The 15,600-nt window shown below is 71.7% G+C and carries 20 protein-coding genes; 5 read left to right on the plus strand and 15 right to left on the minus strand.

The window, feature by feature from the left end:
* Positions 1-113: 113 nt before the first annotated feature.
* The 5 genes from JOD64_RS11835 to JOD64_RS11855 all read right to left on the minus strand — a co-directional run bounded on the left by JOD64_RS11835 (position 114) and on the right by JOD64_RS11855 (position 3,547).
* On the minus strand, positions 114-851 hold the full coding sequence (locus JOD64_RS11835) for an alanyl-tRNA editing protein (protein WP_204942278.1): 738 nt from the start codon (positions 849-851) through the stop codon (positions 114-116).
* 11 nt (positions 852-862) lie between these two features.
* Positions 863-1,750, minus strand: coding sequence for an alpha/beta fold hydrolase (locus JOD64_RS11840; RefSeq protein ID WP_204942279.1), 888 nt, complete (start codon positions 1,748-1,750; stop codon positions 863-865).
* Positions 1,747-2,061, minus strand: coding sequence for a DUF2516 family protein (locus JOD64_RS11845; RefSeq protein ID WP_088950380.1), 315 nt, complete (start codon positions 2,059-2,061; stop codon positions 1,747-1,749). The genes JOD64_RS11840 and JOD64_RS11845 overlap by 4 nt, the downstream gene beginning before the upstream one ends.
* 71 nt (positions 2,062-2,132) lie before the next feature.
* Positions 2,133-2,885 (minus strand): hypothetical protein, encoded by a 753-nt coding sequence (locus JOD64_RS11850; protein ID WP_204942280.1) that lies wholly within the window; start codon positions 2,883-2,885, stop codon positions 2,133-2,135.
* Complete coding sequence (locus JOD64_RS11855) at positions 2,882-3,547, minus strand: helix-turn-helix domain-containing protein (protein WP_204942281.1); 666 nt, start codon at positions 3,545-3,547, stop codon at positions 2,882-2,884. Before JOD64_RS11855 ends, JOD64_RS11850 begins: the two co-directional genes overlap by 4 nt.
* Positions 3,548-3,658: 111 nt before the next feature.
* On the opposite strand from JOD64_RS11855, the gene JOD64_RS11860 reads away from it, so the two are divergent.
* Positions 3,659-4,456, plus strand: coding sequence for an alpha/beta fold hydrolase (locus JOD64_RS11860; RefSeq protein ID WP_204942282.1), 798 nt, complete (start codon positions 3,659-3,661; stop codon positions 4,454-4,456).
* 165 nt (positions 4,457-4,621) lie between these two features.
* Here the strand turns inward: JOD64_RS11860 and JOD64_RS11865 are convergent, their stop codons facing one another.
* The 4 genes from JOD64_RS11865 to JOD64_RS11880 all read right to left on the minus strand — a co-directional run bounded on the left by JOD64_RS11865 (position 4,622) and on the right by JOD64_RS11880 (position 8,064).
* Positions 4,622-5,581, minus strand: coding sequence for an asparaginase (locus JOD64_RS11865; protein WP_204942283.1), 960 nt, complete (start codon positions 5,579-5,581; stop codon positions 4,622-4,624).
* A gap of 94 nt (positions 5,582-5,675) precedes the next feature.
* Positions 5,676-6,503 carry a beta-keto acid cleavage family enzyme gene (locus tag JOD64_RS11870; protein WP_204942284.1) on the minus strand — a complete coding sequence of 276 codons (828 nt, stop codon included), beginning with the start codon at positions 6,501-6,503 and terminating at the stop codon, positions 5,676-5,678.
* 23 nt (positions 6,504-6,526) lie between these two features.
* Entirely contained in the window at positions 6,527-7,639 is a 1,113-nt protein-coding gene (gene ygfZ, locus JOD64_RS11875) for a CAF17-like 4Fe-4S cluster assembly/insertion protein YgfZ (protein ID WP_204942285.1), read from the minus strand.
* Positions 7,636-8,064: a Fur family transcriptional regulator gene (locus JOD64_RS11880; RefSeq protein ID WP_204942286.1), complete on the minus strand. Its 429-nt coding sequence runs from the start codon at positions 8,062-8,064 to the stop codon at positions 7,636-7,638. Before JOD64_RS11880 ends, ygfZ begins: the two co-directional genes overlap by 4 nt.
* Before the next feature lie 69 nt (positions 8,065-8,133).
* Here JOD64_RS11880 and JOD64_RS11885 point away from each other — a divergent pair, with 69 nt between their 5' ends.
* A complete protein-coding gene (locus tag JOD64_RS11885) occupies positions 8,134-9,012 on the plus strand; it encodes an aminotransferase class IV (protein WP_239559483.1) in 879 nt (292 codons plus the stop codon).
* Here the strand turns inward: JOD64_RS11885 and JOD64_RS11890 are convergent, their stop codons facing one another.
* Together JOD64_RS11890 and mtfM are read right to left on the minus strand one after the other, a co-directional pair.
* Complete coding sequence (locus tag JOD64_RS11890) at positions 9,013-9,603, minus strand: heme-binding beta-barrel domain-containing protein (RefSeq protein WP_204946022.1); 591 nt, start codon at positions 9,601-9,603, stop codon at positions 9,013-9,015.
* Positions 9,604-9,605: 2 nt separating this feature from the next.
* The gene (mtfM, locus tag JOD64_RS33465) at positions 9,606-9,710 is read right to left on the minus strand and encodes a small membrane protein MtfM (RefSeq protein ID WP_030327764.1); all 105 of its coding nucleotides are present in this window, start codon (positions 9,708-9,710) and stop codon (positions 9,606-9,608) included.
* Positions 9,711-9,722: 12 nt separating this feature from the next.
* Here mtfM and JOD64_RS11895 point away from each other — a divergent pair, with 12 nt between their 5' ends.
* The 3 genes from JOD64_RS11895 (at position 9,723) to JOD64_RS11905 (ending at position 12,607) form a co-directional block, all read left to right on the plus strand.
* Complete coding sequence (locus JOD64_RS11895) at positions 9,723-10,097, plus strand: DsrE family protein (protein ID WP_204942287.1); 375 nt, start codon at positions 9,723-9,725, stop codon at positions 10,095-10,097.
* A 78-nt stretch (positions 10,098-10,175) separates the two neighbouring features.
* Positions 10,176-10,556 (plus strand): SCP2 sterol-binding domain-containing protein, encoded by a 381-nt coding sequence (locus JOD64_RS11900; protein WP_204942288.1) that lies wholly within the window; start codon positions 10,176-10,178, stop codon positions 10,554-10,556.
* A complete protein-coding gene (locus tag JOD64_RS11905; protein ID WP_204942289.1) occupies positions 10,553-12,607 on the plus strand; it encodes an amylo-alpha-1,6-glucosidase in 2,055 nt (684 codons plus the stop codon). Before JOD64_RS11900 ends, JOD64_RS11905 begins: the two co-directional genes overlap by 4 nt.
* An 18-nt stretch (positions 12,608-12,625) precedes the next feature.
* Here JOD64_RS11905 and JOD64_RS11910 read toward each other — a convergent pair whose 3' ends face one another.
* From JOD64_RS11910 to JOD64_RS11925, 4 genes are all read right to left on the minus strand, one after another.
* A complete protein-coding gene (locus JOD64_RS11910; RefSeq protein WP_239559484.1) occupies positions 12,626-13,489 on the minus strand; it encodes a hypothetical protein in 864 nt (287 codons plus the stop codon).
* Positions 13,490-13,582: 93 nt separating this feature from the next.
* Complete coding sequence (locus JOD64_RS11915; RefSeq protein WP_372434136.1) at positions 13,583-14,122, minus strand: winged helix-turn-helix domain-containing protein; 540 nt, start codon at positions 14,120-14,122, stop codon at positions 13,583-13,585.
* Between the two features lie 136 nt (positions 14,123-14,258).
* Positions 14,259-14,579 (minus strand): DUF1416 domain-containing protein, encoded by a 321-nt coding sequence (locus tag JOD64_RS11920; RefSeq protein WP_204942291.1) that lies wholly within the window; start codon positions 14,577-14,579, stop codon positions 14,259-14,261.
* 2 nt (positions 14,580-14,581) lie between these two features.
* Positions 14,582-15,430, minus strand: coding sequence for a sulfurtransferase (locus JOD64_RS11925; protein ID WP_204942292.1), 849 nt, complete (start codon positions 15,428-15,430; stop codon positions 14,582-14,584).
* Positions 15,431-15,600 lie beyond the last annotated feature (170 nt).

Here is a 15,600-nt window from a genome sequence, read left to right on the forward strand (position 1 = left end):
GTTGTCAGCGATACCTGACAACCGGCGTCCGAATTCCCGGACCGCTCTGGCGAACCGCAGGCGACCCCTACATGTCGAGCGACCGCGAGTCTGTTGGGCTCCGAACCTGCCCCTCAGTCCACCAGGCGGACGCGGACCCGGCGATTGGCCCGGCCCTTGCTCTCCACCTTGACGACCTGCACCTTGCCGATCTGGGCGGTGGACGCGACGTGGGTGCCGCCGTCGGCCTGCACGTCCAGCCCGACGATGTCGACGATCCGGACCTCCTGCTCATCCGGTGGGATGAGGTTGGACTGGGTGCGGATGATGTCCGGCAGGGCCAACGCCTCGGTGCGCGGCAGCACCCGGGTGGCGACCGAGCGGTCGGCGGCCACCTCGGCGTTGACCAGCTCCTCGATGCGGCTCTTGAAGTCCGGGGGGACCTCGGGGAGGTTGAAGTCCATCCGGGCCTCGCCCGGCTCCATGTTGCCGCCGGTCACGAGCGCGCCGAAGTCGCGGAACACCACACCGCAGAGCACATGCAGCCCGGAGTGGGTACGCATCAGCCGGGTGCGGCGCTCGTCCTCCACCGCGCCGACAACCTCGGTGCCGACCGGCGGCAGCGGGTCACCCTCGGCGGGTATCAGGTACGGGTCGTCGCCCTTGCGGGTGCCGACGATCCGGGTTTGCACGCCCTGCCAGAGCAGCACGCCGTGGTCGGGTGGTTGGCCGCCGCCGCCCGGGTAGAACGCCGAGCGGTCCAGCACGATGCCCTGCTCCGCATCGGCGTGCAGGACCGTGCACGTCCACTCGCGCAGGGTCGGGTCGGCGAGGTCGAGCCGGTGCGTCCGGCCATGCTGTGTGACGCCCATGACAGGGCAGGTTACTCGTTCAGGAAGCCGGAGATGCGGTCCCGCAGGTCGGCGCGTTCCGTCCAGAGGACACCGGGCCGGTCGTACACGTGCAGGGTGGCCTGGGGAAGCGCGACGGCGAGCCGCTCGGCGACCTCGACCGGGTGCAGGTCGTCGCCCGCGCAGCCGATCACCAGCGCCGGAGCGGTGACCGCCGACAGAGCACTGATGTCGCCCAGCGACGTCTGCTCCGCCAACGTGGCCAGACCTTCCGCCAAACCGTCGCGGAGCAGCTGGTCGAGCCGCTGCCGAAGGTACGCCCAGCCAGCGGGGGTGTTGCGCACCGCCGCGGGCATCTCCAGTGAGACGACATCCGCGACCGCCGAGGCGTCCCCGCTCTCCACCGCCTCCAGCAGATCCGTGATCCGTTCGCGGGCGACCGGCCCGCGCGGCTCGTCGAGCACCGCAGGCAGGAAGAAGACCAACTTCTCGAAACGCTCCGGGCTCTCCGCGAGCAGTCGGCAGAGGGCACCCGCACCGAGGCTCGCGCCGAACGCCCGGCTGGCCCCGCCGAGGTCCGCTATCGCGCGCAGATCCCGGGCCAGGTCCAGGTAGTTCCACGGCCCGTCCGGGGCGTCGGAGCGACCGTGCCCACGGAACTGGAAGAAGACCTTGCGACCGGTCACTCCGCTGCCGAACGGGCGGGTGGTGGCGATGCCGTTGCCCAGCCCGTGCGCGAAGACGGTGACCGGATCACCGGTGCCGGTGACCAGCCGCTCCAGCCGTACGCCGTGCGGGGTGGTGACCAACTCGGTCTCCGGTTCGGGCAACGCCGGTCGACCGGTACGCGGCCCACCCGGGCCGGGCCCCCAGGTGCGGGGCCCGCTGTCCGGTGGGGGTGGCCAGCGGAAACCTCTCACCAGAACCCTTTGCCGTCGCTCAGATCGCGCAGACCGACCCGAACATCGAGGAGGTAGATCAGGCCGGCGGCGATACCGATCAGTCCGAAGAGGCTGATCGGACCGAAGCCGAGCAGGGTCAGCACGAGACAGACGGCGAGAATGGCGATCCAGCCGCCCTTCGGAAGGGTGCCAATGGCGGGGAAAGCGTCGGAGCGCTGGGTGATCGCGTGCACCAGGGCGACGCCCTGGACGATCAGCGCGAAGACGAGCAGGATCAGCTCGATCACGTAGCGGACTTCGAACGCGAAGATCGGCGCGGCGTTGGCCATGCCGGCAAGCTTATGTCGAGGACCCCGGCTACGTCCGACAAGGACGCCGCCGGGGTCGTCGACATGACGAACTACTCGGCCGCCGGACGGGTCTGCTTGGTGGCCCGGGGAAGCTTCGCCGACGGGGTCGCGGCGGGCTTGGGAGCCTTCGGTGCGCGGGCGGCCTTCTTGACGGCGACCGGCTTGGCCTCGGCGATCTCGGCCACGTCGGCCGGCGTCGGCACGTCGGTCGCGGTCGGCACGTCGGTCGCGGTCGGCACGTCGGTCGCGGTCGGCACGTCGGCCGGCGTCGGCACGTCAGCCGCGGTCACCGCCTGGGTCGCCTCGATGTCGGCGTTGACCGTCTCGGCGGCCTCCAGCACGCCGGCACCGACAACCCGCTCACCGCGGGCGACCAGAGCGTCGTACGCGGCGAACGCCCGCTCCTGGGCGGCCTGGGCGGTCGCGAACACCATTACGGCGTTGCGGGTCGCGGCGGCGCGCAGCTTGTCAAGATCGGCGACCTCGCGCAGCTTGGTCAGGTCGGCAGCCTCGCGCAGCTTGCTCAGGTCGGCCGACTCGCGCAGCTTGGCCAGGTCGAGCTCGGCCTGCGCCCGGCCGCGCAGGGTGCCGGCGGTCTCATTGGCGGTACGCAGCGTCTCGGTGGCCTTCTGACGCAGCTCGAAGCCGGTCAACACGGCCCGACCGCCCAGGTCGGCGATGACCCGGGTGCCGAGGACGCCGACCACGGCCGGCAGCTTGCGCAAGTGCTCGATGGCCAGCTCACCGGCGCCGGCGGCGGCGTAGATCGGGGCGGGGATCCGGTTGGTCTTCGGCTCGCTCATGACGTCTCCTCTTCGGCCGCCTCGGCGGCCTTCCGGACCGCCGGACCGGCGGCCTTCTTCTCGGGGGTGCTGGTGCTGGTGCTGCTCGGGGCGGGAGCGGTGCCCGCCTCGGTGACGGCAACCGACTCGAGTACGGCCTCGGTCGGGGTGCCGCCTGCGGTGGTGGGGCCGGTGGCGGCCAGGTTGGCCACGTCGGCCGGCTGGTCGGCGACGTCCGTCGGGGTGGTCGCCCCGGCCGTGCCGCCGGGGGTACCGGTGCGCTCGGCGGCCTGGGCTTCGGTCGTGCTGGCCCTCTCGGCCTCGGCCTGGGCCTCGGCGAGCCGGGTGTTCTCCCGGCGGAACGTCTCGTAGATCTGGCTGAGCGACTGCTTCTGCGCCATCGTCAGGTCGGCGTCCACGGCGATGGCGGCGAGCACACCGTGGCCCTCCTTGTCGTCGAGCAGCCCGGCGCGCAGGTACATCGCCGGGGTGGAGACCCGCAGCGCGCTCGCCAGTTGCTGAAGCACCTCGGCGCTGGGCTTGCGCAGGCCGCGTTCGATCTGACTGAGGTACGGGTTGCTGACCCCCGCCTGCTCGGCGAGCTGCCTCAGCGAGATCTTGGCGTTGCGCCGCAGATCGCGGATGAACCCGCCGACGTCGGGAAGGTCCTTCGGTGTGGCCATGACGCGACGCTAACCCGGCGCGCTAACTCTTGCAAGCAAAACGCTAGCCATAGTTAGCAACGTCTCAGCGTCCTGTTTGCGCGCCGCCCGTGCGATCCGTACCGTCCGGCCGTGCACAGGATCACAGTCAATGGAGCAAGCATCGCGTACGACGAGGCCGGCACCGGTTCACCCGTCGTACTGCTGCACGCCGGCATCACCGACCGGCGAATGTGGCGCGGACAGCTCGCCGCGCTCGCCACCCGGCACCGGGTGATCGTTCCGGACCTTCGCGGCTACGGTGACTCGGAGCTGCCCCCGGCCCCGTTCGCGCACCACGACGACGTGGTCGGGCTGCTGGACGCGCTCGACCTGCCCCGGGCCGCCCTGGTTGGCTGCTCCTTCGGTGGGTCGGTCGCCATCGACACCGCGCTGGCCCACCCCGACCGGGTGAGCGCGCTCGCGCTGTTCGACACGGCGGTCTCCGGCAACGAGTGGTCCGAGGAGGCGAACGACCTCTGGGACGACCTGGTCGGCGAAGTCGACCCCGACGACTTCGTCGCCGGCGCGGCCGGCGAGGTGCGGTTCTGGGTCGTCGGCCCGGGCCGCCAGCCCGAGGACGTGGACCCCGAACTGATCGCGTTCGCGCAGGAGATGGACCAACGCGCGCTCGCCGCCGAGCTGGCGCTCGGCGCGGTCGAAGTGGGCGAACTGACGCCGCCGGCAATCGACCGCCTCAGCGAGTTGAAGGTGCCTGTCCTGGTCACCGCCGGGGCCGCGGACGTGCCGGACATCATTCTGCTCGCCGACCGGATCGCGGCCGAGGTCCCCGGCGCGGTACGACTGCCCGACGTGCCGGACGCCGCACACCTGCTGCCGCTGGAGCGTCCGGAGCCGGTCAACGCCGCCCTGCTCGACTTCCTGGGCTGACGGCGCGCGGCGCCGGCGCCACGACAAGGCCCGAGGCCGACGAGGCCCGCACGCCGACGAGCGGTATACCTCAGAGTCATCTTTATGCCTGTGAGGTATACCGCTCCACAGGAAGTTGGCCTCCGCGTGAGGAGGTCGGACCCACCGCCCGGTGGGTCGGCGGTGTCACCAGAGCGGGCGGACCGCGCCGACCGGGACGCCACCGCCGAACAGCGGCACCTCCGCGTACTCGGTCAGCACCGGGGCGTCCACGCCGAGCCGGCGCAGAGCCGAGACCAGCACCGGCATCCGGGCGCGGTCGGCGCCGTCGTCGATCTTCAGGGCTACGGCGCCGACGCCGGGCAGCGCCACCGCGATCACGCCCTCGGCACCGACCTTGGCCAGCAGATCCGGCACACCACGCATCAGCCGGGTGTCGTCCGCCTGGGTGCCACCGACGATCTCCGGGTGCGCGCGCATGGCGTCGGCCACGGTGCGCGGCACCGTGCCGGGCTCGGCGTCGACCAGTCGGAGGAACGCCCCGGCGAGGCCGGTCAGCGACACGGCGAGCACCGGGGCGCCGCAGCCGTCCACGCCCACCGCCGCCGCCTGCTCGCCGGTGAACTCCTCGATGGCCGCCCGCAACCGCTGTTGCAGCGGGTGCTCCGGCCGCCAGTAGCCCTCCAGCGGCCAGCCGGCGGCCGCACAGGTCAGCAGCATTCCGCTGTGCTTGCCGGAACAGTTCATCTGCACCCTGGTGGGGCCGCCACCAGCGCGCAGCACCGCCTCCCGGGCCGCAACGCCCACCGGCAGGTCGGGCGGGCAGTGCAGCGCCGAAGCGTCCAGCCCGGCACGCTGCAACAACGCACCGACCCGGGCCAGGTGGAAGTCCTCACCCGCGTGGCTCGCCGACACCATCGCCAGGTCGGCCGGGTCGGTCAACGCCAGGCCGGCACGGAGCATCCCGATCGCCTGCATCGGCTTGCTGGCCGAACGGGGAAAGACCGGCGAGGTCACGTCCCCGGCGGAGGCCACCGGCACACCGGCGGCGTCCAGCACCACCACCGAGCCGCGGTGCGCGCCCTCCACGAACCCGGACCGGACCACCTCGGCGAGCGGCGCGCCGCCCTCGTACGTCTTCGTCACGCGCTGGACGGTACCGACGGTCCGGGGGTGCCCGTCGGCGGGGTGACCAGGAGGTCCACCGCCCGGGTGACAGGGGCGTGGGACATGCCTGGCCTTACAGCCCGAGCAGCTCGCGGGCCTCGGTGGTGGTCAGCGGCGGGCGCTGCGCGAGCTGGGCGAAACCGACCGCGCGGGCGACCAGTTGCATGTTGGACTCCACCGGGCGGCCCTTCGCGTACGTCACGGTGTCTTCCATGCCGACCCGCAGGTGCCCGCCGGTCGACAGCGCGGCCAGCAGCACCGCGATGGTGCTGCGGCCGACACCTGTGGCCGAGAAGGTCGTGCCCTCGGGCAGGTCCCGCAGCATCCGGTGGGCCGCGACAAGCGTCTCGGTGGTGCCCGGCATTCCGCCCGGCACACCCATCACGAAGTCGACGTGCACGTGCCCGCCGGCCGGAAGCCCGTACTTGCCGAGCAACCGCTGCAACGCGGACAGGTGGCCGAGGTCGAAGATCTCGTACTCCGGCACGATCCCGCGCTCCTGCATCCGGGTGTGCAGGTCGACGATGAACTCCCAGCGGTTGAGGAAGACGTCGTCACCGAAGTTGACCGTGCCCATGGTGCAGGAGGCCATGTCCGGCCGGGCGTCGAGCACGGCGAGCCGGGCGGCCTCCGGGTCGGTCACCGCGCCACCGGAGGAGAGCTGCACGATCAGGTCGGTGCTCTCCCGCAGCGCCGCCACGGTGTCGGCGAGGCGCACCGGGTCGAGGGTGGGCCGCGCCTCGTCGTCGCGGATGTGGACGTGGATCACGGCGGCGCCGAGCGCCTCACACTCCTTGGCGGTGAGCAGTAGCTCGTCGAGGGTCACCGGCAGCGCCGGCACCTCCGCCTTGGCCGACTCAGCGCCGGTCGGGGCCACCGTGATCAACGTCCCTGTCGTCATGCCGGCGATCCTAGACGCCCCGCTCAGGACGGGTCGATCGCCGCCGCGGTCTCGCCGATCAGCAACGCGGCGTCGTCCGGGACGTTGCGCTTCAACACCGCGAGGGCGACCTGACCCAGCTCGTGGTGCAGCACGGCGGTGCCGACGAAGCCGACCGCCCGACCGTCGAGGGTCACCGGCGTACCGGCCACCGGCGGCTGGTCGGTGGTCACCCCGTCCAGGTGCAGCAGCACCAGGCGACGCGGCGGCCGGCCCATGTTGTGCACCCGGGCCACCGTCTCCTGCCCCCGGTAGCAACCCTTGTCGAGATGCACCGCCGGGGCGATCAGGTCGACCTCCGCCGGAATGGTCCGGTGGTCGGTGTCCACCCCGACCCGGGGCTGCCGGGCGGCCACCCGGATCGCCTCGTACGCCCAGAGCCCCGCGACCGGCACGCCGGCGCCGCGCAACTCCGCCACCACCTGCTCCATCGCCGACCGGGGCACCAGCAGGTCCACCCCGAGCGGACCACGTCGGGCCCAGCCGCCGATCGGCAGCGGTCGTACGTCGTACCGAGCGCTCGCCCGGGGTGGCACGGCACCGTGCGGGAACTTCGGACCCGGCACCGCGACCACGTCCGGTGCGGCGAGCCCGGTCACGCCGAGCGTGCCGAGCGCCTCCATGGCCGCCGGCCCGACCAGCGACAACAGCGCGCGCTCGGCCGTCGCGTCGCGCGGCTCGACCTTGCTGAAGAACCGCATCTTCTCCAGGTAGGTCAGCAGGCCCTGGGTCGCACCGGGCTCGGTGTCCAGCCAGGTGGTCTCACCGTCCTCCGCGACCAGGGCGTGCTGCTCGACGTGGCCGTGCGGGGACAGCACCAGCAGTTCGGTGCCCTCGTTGGCGGCCAGCGTGGTCAGGTGCTGCGAGGTGACCGTGTGCAGCCAACTGGCCCGCTCTTCCCCGGGCACCGCGATGACCCCTCGGTGCGACCGGTCGACCAGGCCGACCTCGGTGTCGAGGGTGCGCTGCTCGCGCAGCGGGTCGCCGTAGTGCGCGGCCACCCCCCGCACCCCGGCCGCGACGTGCGCCGGATCCGGCTGGTCGCGGCTCGCCTCGTCGATGCTCTCGACGGCTACCGCACCCGCGATGTCGATCATTTATCGTCCCCGTTCTCGCAGCGTACGCAGACGCCGAAGAGTGATACGTGCCCGATGTCCACCCGGAACCCCCGCTGCGCTGCCAACTCGTCGGCGAGCGGGCGGAGGAGTTCGGGATCGATCTCGTCGATCGCTCCGCACTCCCGGCAGACCAGGTGGACGTGCTGGTGCTCACCCGCCGCGTGGTAGGTCGGCGAGCCGTGCGACAGGTGCGTGTGCGTGACCAGGCCGAGCCGTTCCAGCAGCTCAAGCGTGCGATAGATGGTGGTGATGTTGACGCCGGCGGCGACCTCCCGGACGGCGGTGTGCACCTGCTCCGGGCTGGCGTGCCCCAGATCGAGCACCGCCTGAAGGATGAGCTGCCGCTGGGCCGTCAGCCGCAGCCCACGGGCCCGCAGCATTTCCGCGAGGGAGGATTCGGACACCGTCCGATCATAGTTCGGCCACCATGCCGGTCTGCGCATCGCGACCGACCGCCGCTACGCTCGACGGTCATGATGATGCCGTCCGTCGGGAAGGTCGCGGCCGACCCGACCGCGCGGATCGTCGTCCTCGGGCGCGGCCCGGTGCCCGCCGGAGACCCCGTGCTCCGTGGCGACGACCTCGGCGTGCTCCGTGGCGACGGCCTCTTCGAGACCATGCACCTGCGTCAGGGCCGGCCGTGGCTACGCGACGAACACCTGGCCCGCCTGGTCGCGGCGGCCAATGCCGTCGAGCTGGCCCTGCCCCCCACCGCGGCGCTGATCGACCTGCTCGACGAGGTGCGCCAAGGCTGGCCAGCGCGGGTGGAAGGGGCACTTCGGCTGGTCTGCACGCGGGGCCCGGAAGCCGGCGGCCCACCGACGGTCTACGCCACCCTGGCCGAGGTGCCGGCGGCCTCCCGGGCCGCCCGGCGGAACGGGATCAGCGTGGCCACGTTGCCGCTGGGGGTGCCCGCCGACGCCCGCAACGGGCTGAGCTGGCTGCCGGCCGGGATCAAATCCACGTCGTACGCGGTCAACAGCGCCGCCCGCCGGTGGGCCGACCGGGCCGGCGTGGACGACGTGCTCTGGATCTCCTCGGACGGCTACGCCCTGGAGGGCCCGACGGCCAACGTGGTGTGGCTCACCGACGGCACGCTCTGCACGGTGCCGGCCGCCACCACCGGCATCCTTGCCGGCACGACCGTGGCCTGGCTGCTCACCCACGCCGCCGAACTGGGCCTCGACGCCGCCGAGCGGATGGTCACCACGGGTGACCTGCACGCGGCGGACGGCGTGTGGTTCACCTCATCGGTACGCGGGGCCGCCGAGGTCCACACGCTGGACGGGGTGCGCCGGGCCCACTGCCCCCGCACCCCCGCCCTGCAGGCCCTGCTGGGGTTCCCCGTCTAGTCAGCCGCCGACCCGGACGAGCCGGGCGGAGAGGTGCGGGCTCAGCCCGTGCCCCATGGCGGCCATCTCCTGGGCATAGAGCAGCGCGCCCTCGACGATGCCGAAGAGCCGGTGCCCGCCGGTGACCTCCTTGGCGGTCGGAGTCCGGATCACCGCGTCGGTGGCGAACTCGACCTGGGTGCCGGTGCGCTTGCCCAGGTGCAGCTCCATCACCCCCGACGGGGTGGTCAGCAGCGCCTCCAGCTCATCGGTTGCCCGGCCGTCCACCAGCACCGGCCGCCACCAGCCGACCTCGCGGCCCGCCGGACGGACCGGCTTGCTCTGCTCGTCCAGGATCCAGGCACGGGACTCGTAGTGCAGGAACGGCCGGCCGTCGTGGCTGATCCGGATCTCCTGCGCGTAGTCGAAATCCTCGATGGTGGGGAAACCGCCCTTGCCCCGGCCGCGCCACAGGCCGATGTAGGGCAGCAGAGCATCCAGCGCTGGGTGCAGCTTCGGCCCGACCCGCAGGTCGTGACTCTCCTCGAACGGGTACTCCTCGACCGGCGGCGCGTTCAGCCACGGCGGCTGCAGCGGATTCTCGCTCACCAGCGTCACCAACGTCCTCTCGAAATGCGTACGGCCAGGTAGACGAGGCCACCGGCGAGCCCGCCCAGGCCAGCGACCAGCAGGCTGACAAACCCGATCTCGGTAACCATCCCGGCCATCCTATGCTGGGCCACATGGCCCGCACTCTCGTCGTCAAGGTCACCGCGGGGGCGGACGCCCCGGAGCGGTGTGCGCAGGCATTCACGGTCGCCGCGACGGCGGTCGCGGCCGGAGTGGACGTGTCGCTCTGGCTGACCGGTGAGTCCACCTGGTTCGCGCTGCCCGGTCGCGCCCAGCAGTTCGAGCTGCCGCACTCGGCACCGTTGGCCGAGTTGTTGCACGTCATCCTGACCAGCGGCCGGGTGACCGCCTGCACCCAGTGCGCGGCCCGGCGGGAGATCGGCCCGGACGACGTACTGCCCGGTGTTCGGATCGCGGGCGCCGCGGTCTTCGTCGAGGAGGCAATGGCCGAGGGCGCGCAGGCGCTGGTCTACTGACCACTGGGCGGGGTTGGTCGAGTCGAGCGGAGTGCCGATACCGACCCGACATCTCGGACAGCTGCCTACCATTCGGATGTGACCGAGGCGACGCAGAGGTTCTTCGACTCACTGCCTTCGCGCGCCCCTGATCTCCTGGGCGGCCTGACCGACGGAACCCTCCAGATCGACCTTGGCAGTGACCACCAGACCGAGCACTGGCTGGTTCGGATGCGACCCGGGTCGGTGCAGATCAGCCGTGAGCGTGGGCCGGCCGACGCCATCTGGTTCAGCAGCGCGGCCCTCTTCGACCGACTGATCACCGGTGAGGCCCAGGGTGTCGCGGCGGTGCTGCGCAACGAGAGCACGTTCAGCGGGAACGTGGTGCTCTTCCTCGCCTTCCGCCGGTTCTTCCCGAACCCGCCCGGCACCCGCGACCCCCGCGAAGCGGCCCGCAGAGCGGCCGGACGACCCGCGTGAAGGAACTCGTCAGCATCCTGGACGGCAACACCTTCCTGGTCAGCGACCGGCGGGGAGACATCGAGCCGTCCTACGACTTCCCCACCGGGTTGTTCTCCTTCGACACCCGATTCCTGTCCAGTTGGGTGCTCACCCTGAACGGCGAGCGGTTGCACGCCCTCTCCGTCGACGACACCGAGTCGTACCGCACCAAGTTCTTCCTCGCACCCGGTGAACCCACGCACTATCTGGACGCGAAGGCATCGGTGATCCGCAGCCGGGCGATCGTGGGCAGCTTCGAGGAGGAGCTGACCGTGCTGAACCACAGCGGCGCGGAGGTCGAGTGCACCGTCCGAATCGAGATCGGCGCCGATTTCGCCGACCTGTTCGAAATCAAGCGTCCCCGGGAGAAGCTCGGTAAGACGACCGTCTCGGTCTCGGCGGACGAGTTGCGGATGACCTACCGCAGGGAGGCGTTCCACCGGGAGACGCTGGTCAAGACCAGTGTGCCGGCGCAGGTCGACGCCAACGGGATGACCTTTCGGATCCGGATCGCCCGCAACAGCAGATGGACCACCCGGCTACACGTGTCCAGCGTCGTCTACGGGGCGCGTGGTGAGGACATCCGGGCCACCCTGCCGTACGGGGGCAGCCGCAGCGCGGACGCGATCCGCGCCGAGCAGCAGGAGTTGATCGACCGGGCGCCGAAGCTCGGCTGCGACTGCCAGCCGCTGGCCGGGGCGTACCGGCGCAGCCTCAACGACCTGGCCGCTCTGCGCTACGAGTCGATCGCCCTGGGCGTGCGGCTGCTCGCCGCGGGGCTGCCCTGGTTCATGACACTGTTCGGCCGGGACAGCATCATCACCTCGTTGCAGGTGCTGCCGTTCCTGCCGGAGCTGGTGCCGCCGACCATCCTGATGCTGGCCGGACTGCAGGGGCACCGGGTGGACGACTTCCGGGACGAGGAGCCCGGCAAGATCCTGCACGAGCTGCGGTACGGGGAGACCGCCGGCTTCGAGGAGCAGCCGCACTCGCCGTACTACGGTTCGGCCGACGCCACGCCACTGTTCATCATCCTGATCGACGAGTACGAGCGTTGGACGGGCGACGCCGCGCTGGTCCGCCGGTTGGAGCCGCAGGTCCGCGCGGCACTGGAGTGGATCGACACCTACGGTGACCTGCTCGGCACCGGCTACCTCTGGTACCAGACCCGCAACCCGGAGACCGGTCTGCAGAACCAGTGCTGGAAGGACTCCTGGGACGGCATCTCGTACGCCGACGGGCAACTGCCCGGCTTCCCCCGGGCGACCTGCGAGCTGCAGGGCTACGCGTACGACGCGAAGATCCGGGCCGCCCGACTGGCCCGGACCTTCTGGAACGACCCGGAGTACGCCGACAAGCTGGAGCGGGAGGCCGCCGATCTCAAGCATCGGTTCGACCGCGACTTCTGGATGGACGACCGCGGGTACTACGCGCTCGCACTGGATGCCGACGGCCGGCAGGTGGACGCGCTGACCTCGAACATCGGGCACCTGCTGTGGAGCGGCATCGTGGACGAGTCCCGTGCCGCCAAGGTCGTCGAACACCTGCTCGGACCACGCCTGTTCTCCGGCTGGGGGGTGCGGACGCTCGCCGAGGACGAGGGGCGGTACAACCCGATCGGCTACCACGTCGGCACCGTCTGGCCGTTCGACAACTCGATCATCGCCTGGGGGTTGTGGCGGTACGGCTTCCGGGACGAGGCCGGGGTGATCTGCGACGCGATGCTGGCGGCGTCCGAATTCTTCGACGGGCGGCTGCCGGAGGCGTTCGCCGGTTACGCCCACGACCTCACCGAATACCCGGTGGAGTACCCGACCGCGTGCAGCCCGCAGGCCTGGTCGACCGGTACGCCGCTGCTGCTGCTCCGGGTGATCCTCGGGTTGGAGCCGCAGGGCGAGCACCTGATCATCGACCCGGTCGTGCCACCGGGCATGGGTCGGGTCGAGCTGCTGGACATCCCCGGCCGGTGGGGCATGGTCGACGCGCTGGGTCGCAGCCGTGGCCCGGAGGAGCAGCCGCGCGACGGCTGACCGGAGGAAACGCCCGATTCAGCCCGGGCAGCCGACGGTGGCGGCCAGGCGGGTGGCATCGGGGCTGAGCTCTGCCAGCACCGTGACCGGGCCGGTGCGGTACGCGTACACCGGGGGTTTGTCCAGCAGTGGGGCCTCGCCGGCCAGCGGGGCGAGGGCGTCCGTCGACGGGGCCGGGCCGGGACCGCCCGCGGACCGCGCGGTGCGGGCCATCCCGCCGCCCGGGCAGGGCGCGGTGACCAGCTCCGGTACGGCGTCGCTCGACCGGCCGAGCGCGCCCAGCGCGGCGGTCAGGGCGGCAGCCTCCGCGCCGGCAGCGGTCGTCGGGGCTGCCGTGTAGCCGGTGCCGACCGGCCGGCAACCGGTGTCGACGATCAATCGCACCCGACCGTCGACGGTCGGCAGCCCCTCGACGGCCACGAACTCCCCGGCGTCGGCGTGCAGCTCGGGGCCGTCCAGTCCGGGCCCGACCTCGGCCCGCCAACTCGCCGGAAGCCGCTCGGCGATGCCGACCAGCACGGCCCGCTCGGTGCCGGTGGGCGCGAGCACGCCGACCTCGCGCCGCAGCCTTGCTCCGTCAGCGAACGGGGTGACCCGGCAGCCCGACGCGACCCGCGCTGGGCTCAGCTCCAGCAGACCGGCTGCGCCGGCCGCCCGGGAAAGCTCGCCGACCGCCCGGTCGACCACCGGGCCAGCCTGGCCGAGGGTGCGTTGCTCGCGCACGGTCGGCGGGTCGTTGCGGACCGACATCCAGGTGAGCAGGGCCAGCAACGCGGCCCAGGCCGCGGTCGCGGCCAGCAGCCGACGCCGCCACGGCCGGGCCGGCGCCGGCGTGGCGGGACCGGCCGACGAAGGCCAACCCGTCTGGACAGCACCGCTCATCCGGCCATGGTGTCACGGGCGATCCGCCGGCCCGGCGGCGGAGGACGTCGGGCGGTGGGGCGGTGGTCGGCCGAACGGCGCGGCGACCGGCGGTCAGGCTGACCGGGGCGGCGGGCCGAGCCGGTAGCCGACCCCCTGAACAGGGTGCACGCGCGGTCCGCCCGGCAGATCGCGCAGCTTGTGCCGGAGCTGATCGATCACGGAGTGCAGGATCGCCTCGCCCCGGTACGGACCACCCCACACCGCGGCGAAGAGCTGTTCGTAGCTCCACACCACCAGCGGCGGGCCGATGAGCCGGACCAGCAGCTCTCGTTCGACGGGGGCGAGCGGAAGCGTGTCGCCGCGCCAGGTGACCAGGTGGCCGGCCCGGTCGACGACCAACTCGCCCCAGCTGACCGGCCCCTGCGACACCGCCGGTGGGGCGAGCGGCCCGACGGCCGGCGTCGAGCCCTCGGGTGACGGAAACAGCACCGCCCGCAGCTGCGTCAGGTCGGCGCAGCTCACCACCGAATCGGCCCCGTCGAGCTGTCTCAGCACCCGCTCGAGCACCGAGGCATCCGCGCTGACGCAGAAGACGATGGGAACCCCTTCATCAGACACGCCGCCGCCACCCGCACCAACCGTGATCTCCACCCGTAGATAGTGACGCATGCCGATGCCTTTCGGAGGCCTGCGCGACTGCCCCTACCGAGACGCCACCCGCACCCGCGCAACGACCAGGGCCGGTCGCCCGTGCGGGAGACCGGCCCTGGTCGATCAGAGCAGTGGGTCAGGCGACAGTGACGCCAACCTCGTTGACACCCCGGCCGGCGGTGATGGCCGTGTCGCCGTTGCCGTGCCGGGACAGCGCCCGGAGCGTCCAGGAACCCGGCGCGGCGAAGAACCGGAACTGGCCGGCCGCCGAGGTCACCACCTCGGCGGTGAACTCACCCGTCGAGTCGAGTAGCCGGACGTACGCGCCCGCCACCGGCTCGTCCTCAGCGGAGCGGACGATGCCGGTGATCACGGTTTCCTTCTCCAGATCCAGGCTGGCAGGCAGCGGCGCGGCCTGATCCGGTGCGGCGCAACCCGCGGCGATGGGAAGACTCATGATCAGACCTCCCCGGGTTCGTCGCCGAGCGCGACCGGCACGCCGACCAGCGACCCGTACTCGGTCCAGGAACCGTCGTAGTTCTTGACGTTGCGGTGGCCCAGCAGCTCCTGCAGCACGAACCAGGTGTGCGAGGAGCGCTCACCGATGCGGCAGTAGGCGATGGTCCCCTTGCCGTCGTCGAGCCCCGCGTCGCCGTAGATCCGGCGCAGCTCGTCGTCGGACCGGAAGGTGCCGTCCTCGTTGGCCGCCTTCGACCACGGGACGCTGATCGCGGTGGGGATGTGACCGGCCCGCTGCGCCTGCTCCTGCGGCAGGTGGGCGGGGGCGAGCAGCCGGCCGGCGAACTCGTCGGGGCTGCGTACGTCGACCAGGTTCTTGGTGCCGATCGCGGCGACCACCTCGTCACGGAAGGCCCGGATGGAGGTGTCCGGCTCCTGCGCGACGTACTGGGTCGCCGGGCGGGACACCGCGTCGGTGACCAGCGGGCGAGCATCCAGCTCCCACTTCTTGCGACCGCCGTCGAGCAGCTTCACGTCGCCGTGTCCGTAGAGCTTGAAGTACCAGTAGGCGTACGCGGCGAACCAGTTGTTGTTGCCGCCATAGAGGATGACGGTGTCGTCGTTGCTGATGCCCCGCTCCGAGAGCAGCGCCTCGAACTGGGTCTTGTTGACGAAGTCCCGGCGGACCTGGTCCTGCAGGTCGGTCTTCCAGTCAATCTTGATGGCACCTGCGATGTGCCCGGTGTCGTAGGCCGAGGTGTCCTCGTCGACCTCGACGAAGACGACGCCCGGGGCGCCGAGGTTCTTCTCGGCCCACTCGGCCGAAACGAGTGCGGTGTCGCGACTCATCGAATCACTCCCTGGTGAGGATGGATGGTGAGCCAACGCGCGAGTATCGATGAATGCAACTGTCGCACCACGCGCGGGACCCAGCGGAAGGACGGGATCACGGGTTCGTGCGACGGCGCCGCTGCCGGTCGTTCGGTGGGATCACCGGAGGGTGCGAGAACCCTGTGCCG

The organism is Micromonospora luteifusca, from assembly GCF_016907275.1.
In the GTDB taxonomy this organism is placed as follows: Bacteria; Actinomycetota; Actinomycetes; order Mycobacteriales; family Micromonosporaceae; genus Micromonospora; species Micromonospora luteifusca.

Bases quoted from the DNA above. Each gene is read 5' to 3' on its own strand.
- JOD64_RS11835 (WP_204942278.1), bottom strand. From the start codon at position 851: ATGGGCGTCACACAGCATGGCCGGACGCACCGGCTCGACCTCGCCGAC.
- JOD64_RS11845 (WP_088950380.1), bottom strand. From the start codon at position 2,061: ATGGCCAACGCCGCGCCGATCTTCGCGTTCGAAGTCCGCTACGTGATC.
- JOD64_RS11850 (WP_204942280.1), bottom strand. From the start codon at position 2,885: ATGAGCGAGCCGAAGACCAACCGGATCCCCGCCCCGATCTACGCCGCC.
- JOD64_RS11855 (WP_204942281.1), bottom strand. From the start codon at position 3,547: ATGGCCACACCGAAGGACCTTCCCGACGTCGGCGGGTTCATCCGCGAT.
- JOD64_RS11870 (WP_204942284.1), bottom strand. From the start codon at position 6,503: ATGACGACAGGGACGTTGATCACGGTGGCCCCGACCGGCGCTGAGTCG.
- ygfZ (WP_204942285.1), bottom strand. From the start codon at position 7,639: ATGATCGACATCGCGGGTGCGGTAGCCGTCGAGAGCATCGACGAGGCG.
- JOD64_RS11885 (WP_239559483.1), top strand. From the start codon at position 8,134: ATGATGATGCCGTCCGTCGGGAAGGTCGCGGCCGACCCGACCGCGCGG.
- mtfM (WP_030327764.1), bottom strand. From the start codon at position 9,710: ATGGTTACCGAGATCGGGTTTGTCAGCCTGCTGGTCGCTGGCCTGGGC.
- JOD64_RS11895 (WP_204942287.1), top strand. From the start codon at position 9,723: ATGCTGGGCCACATGGCCCGCACTCTCGTCGTCAAGGTCACCGCGGGG.
- JOD64_RS11910 (WP_239559484.1), bottom strand. From the start codon at position 13,489: ATGAGCGGTGCTGTCCAGACGGGTTGGCCTTCGTCGGCCGGTCCCGCC.
- JOD64_RS11920 (WP_204942291.1), bottom strand. From the start codon at position 14,579: ATGAGTCTTCCCATCGCCGCGGGTTGCGCCGCACCGGATCAGGCCGCG.
- JOD64_RS11925 (WP_204942292.1), bottom strand. From the start codon at position 15,430: ATGAGTCGCGACACCGCACTCGTTTCGGCCGAGTGGGCCGAGAAGAAC.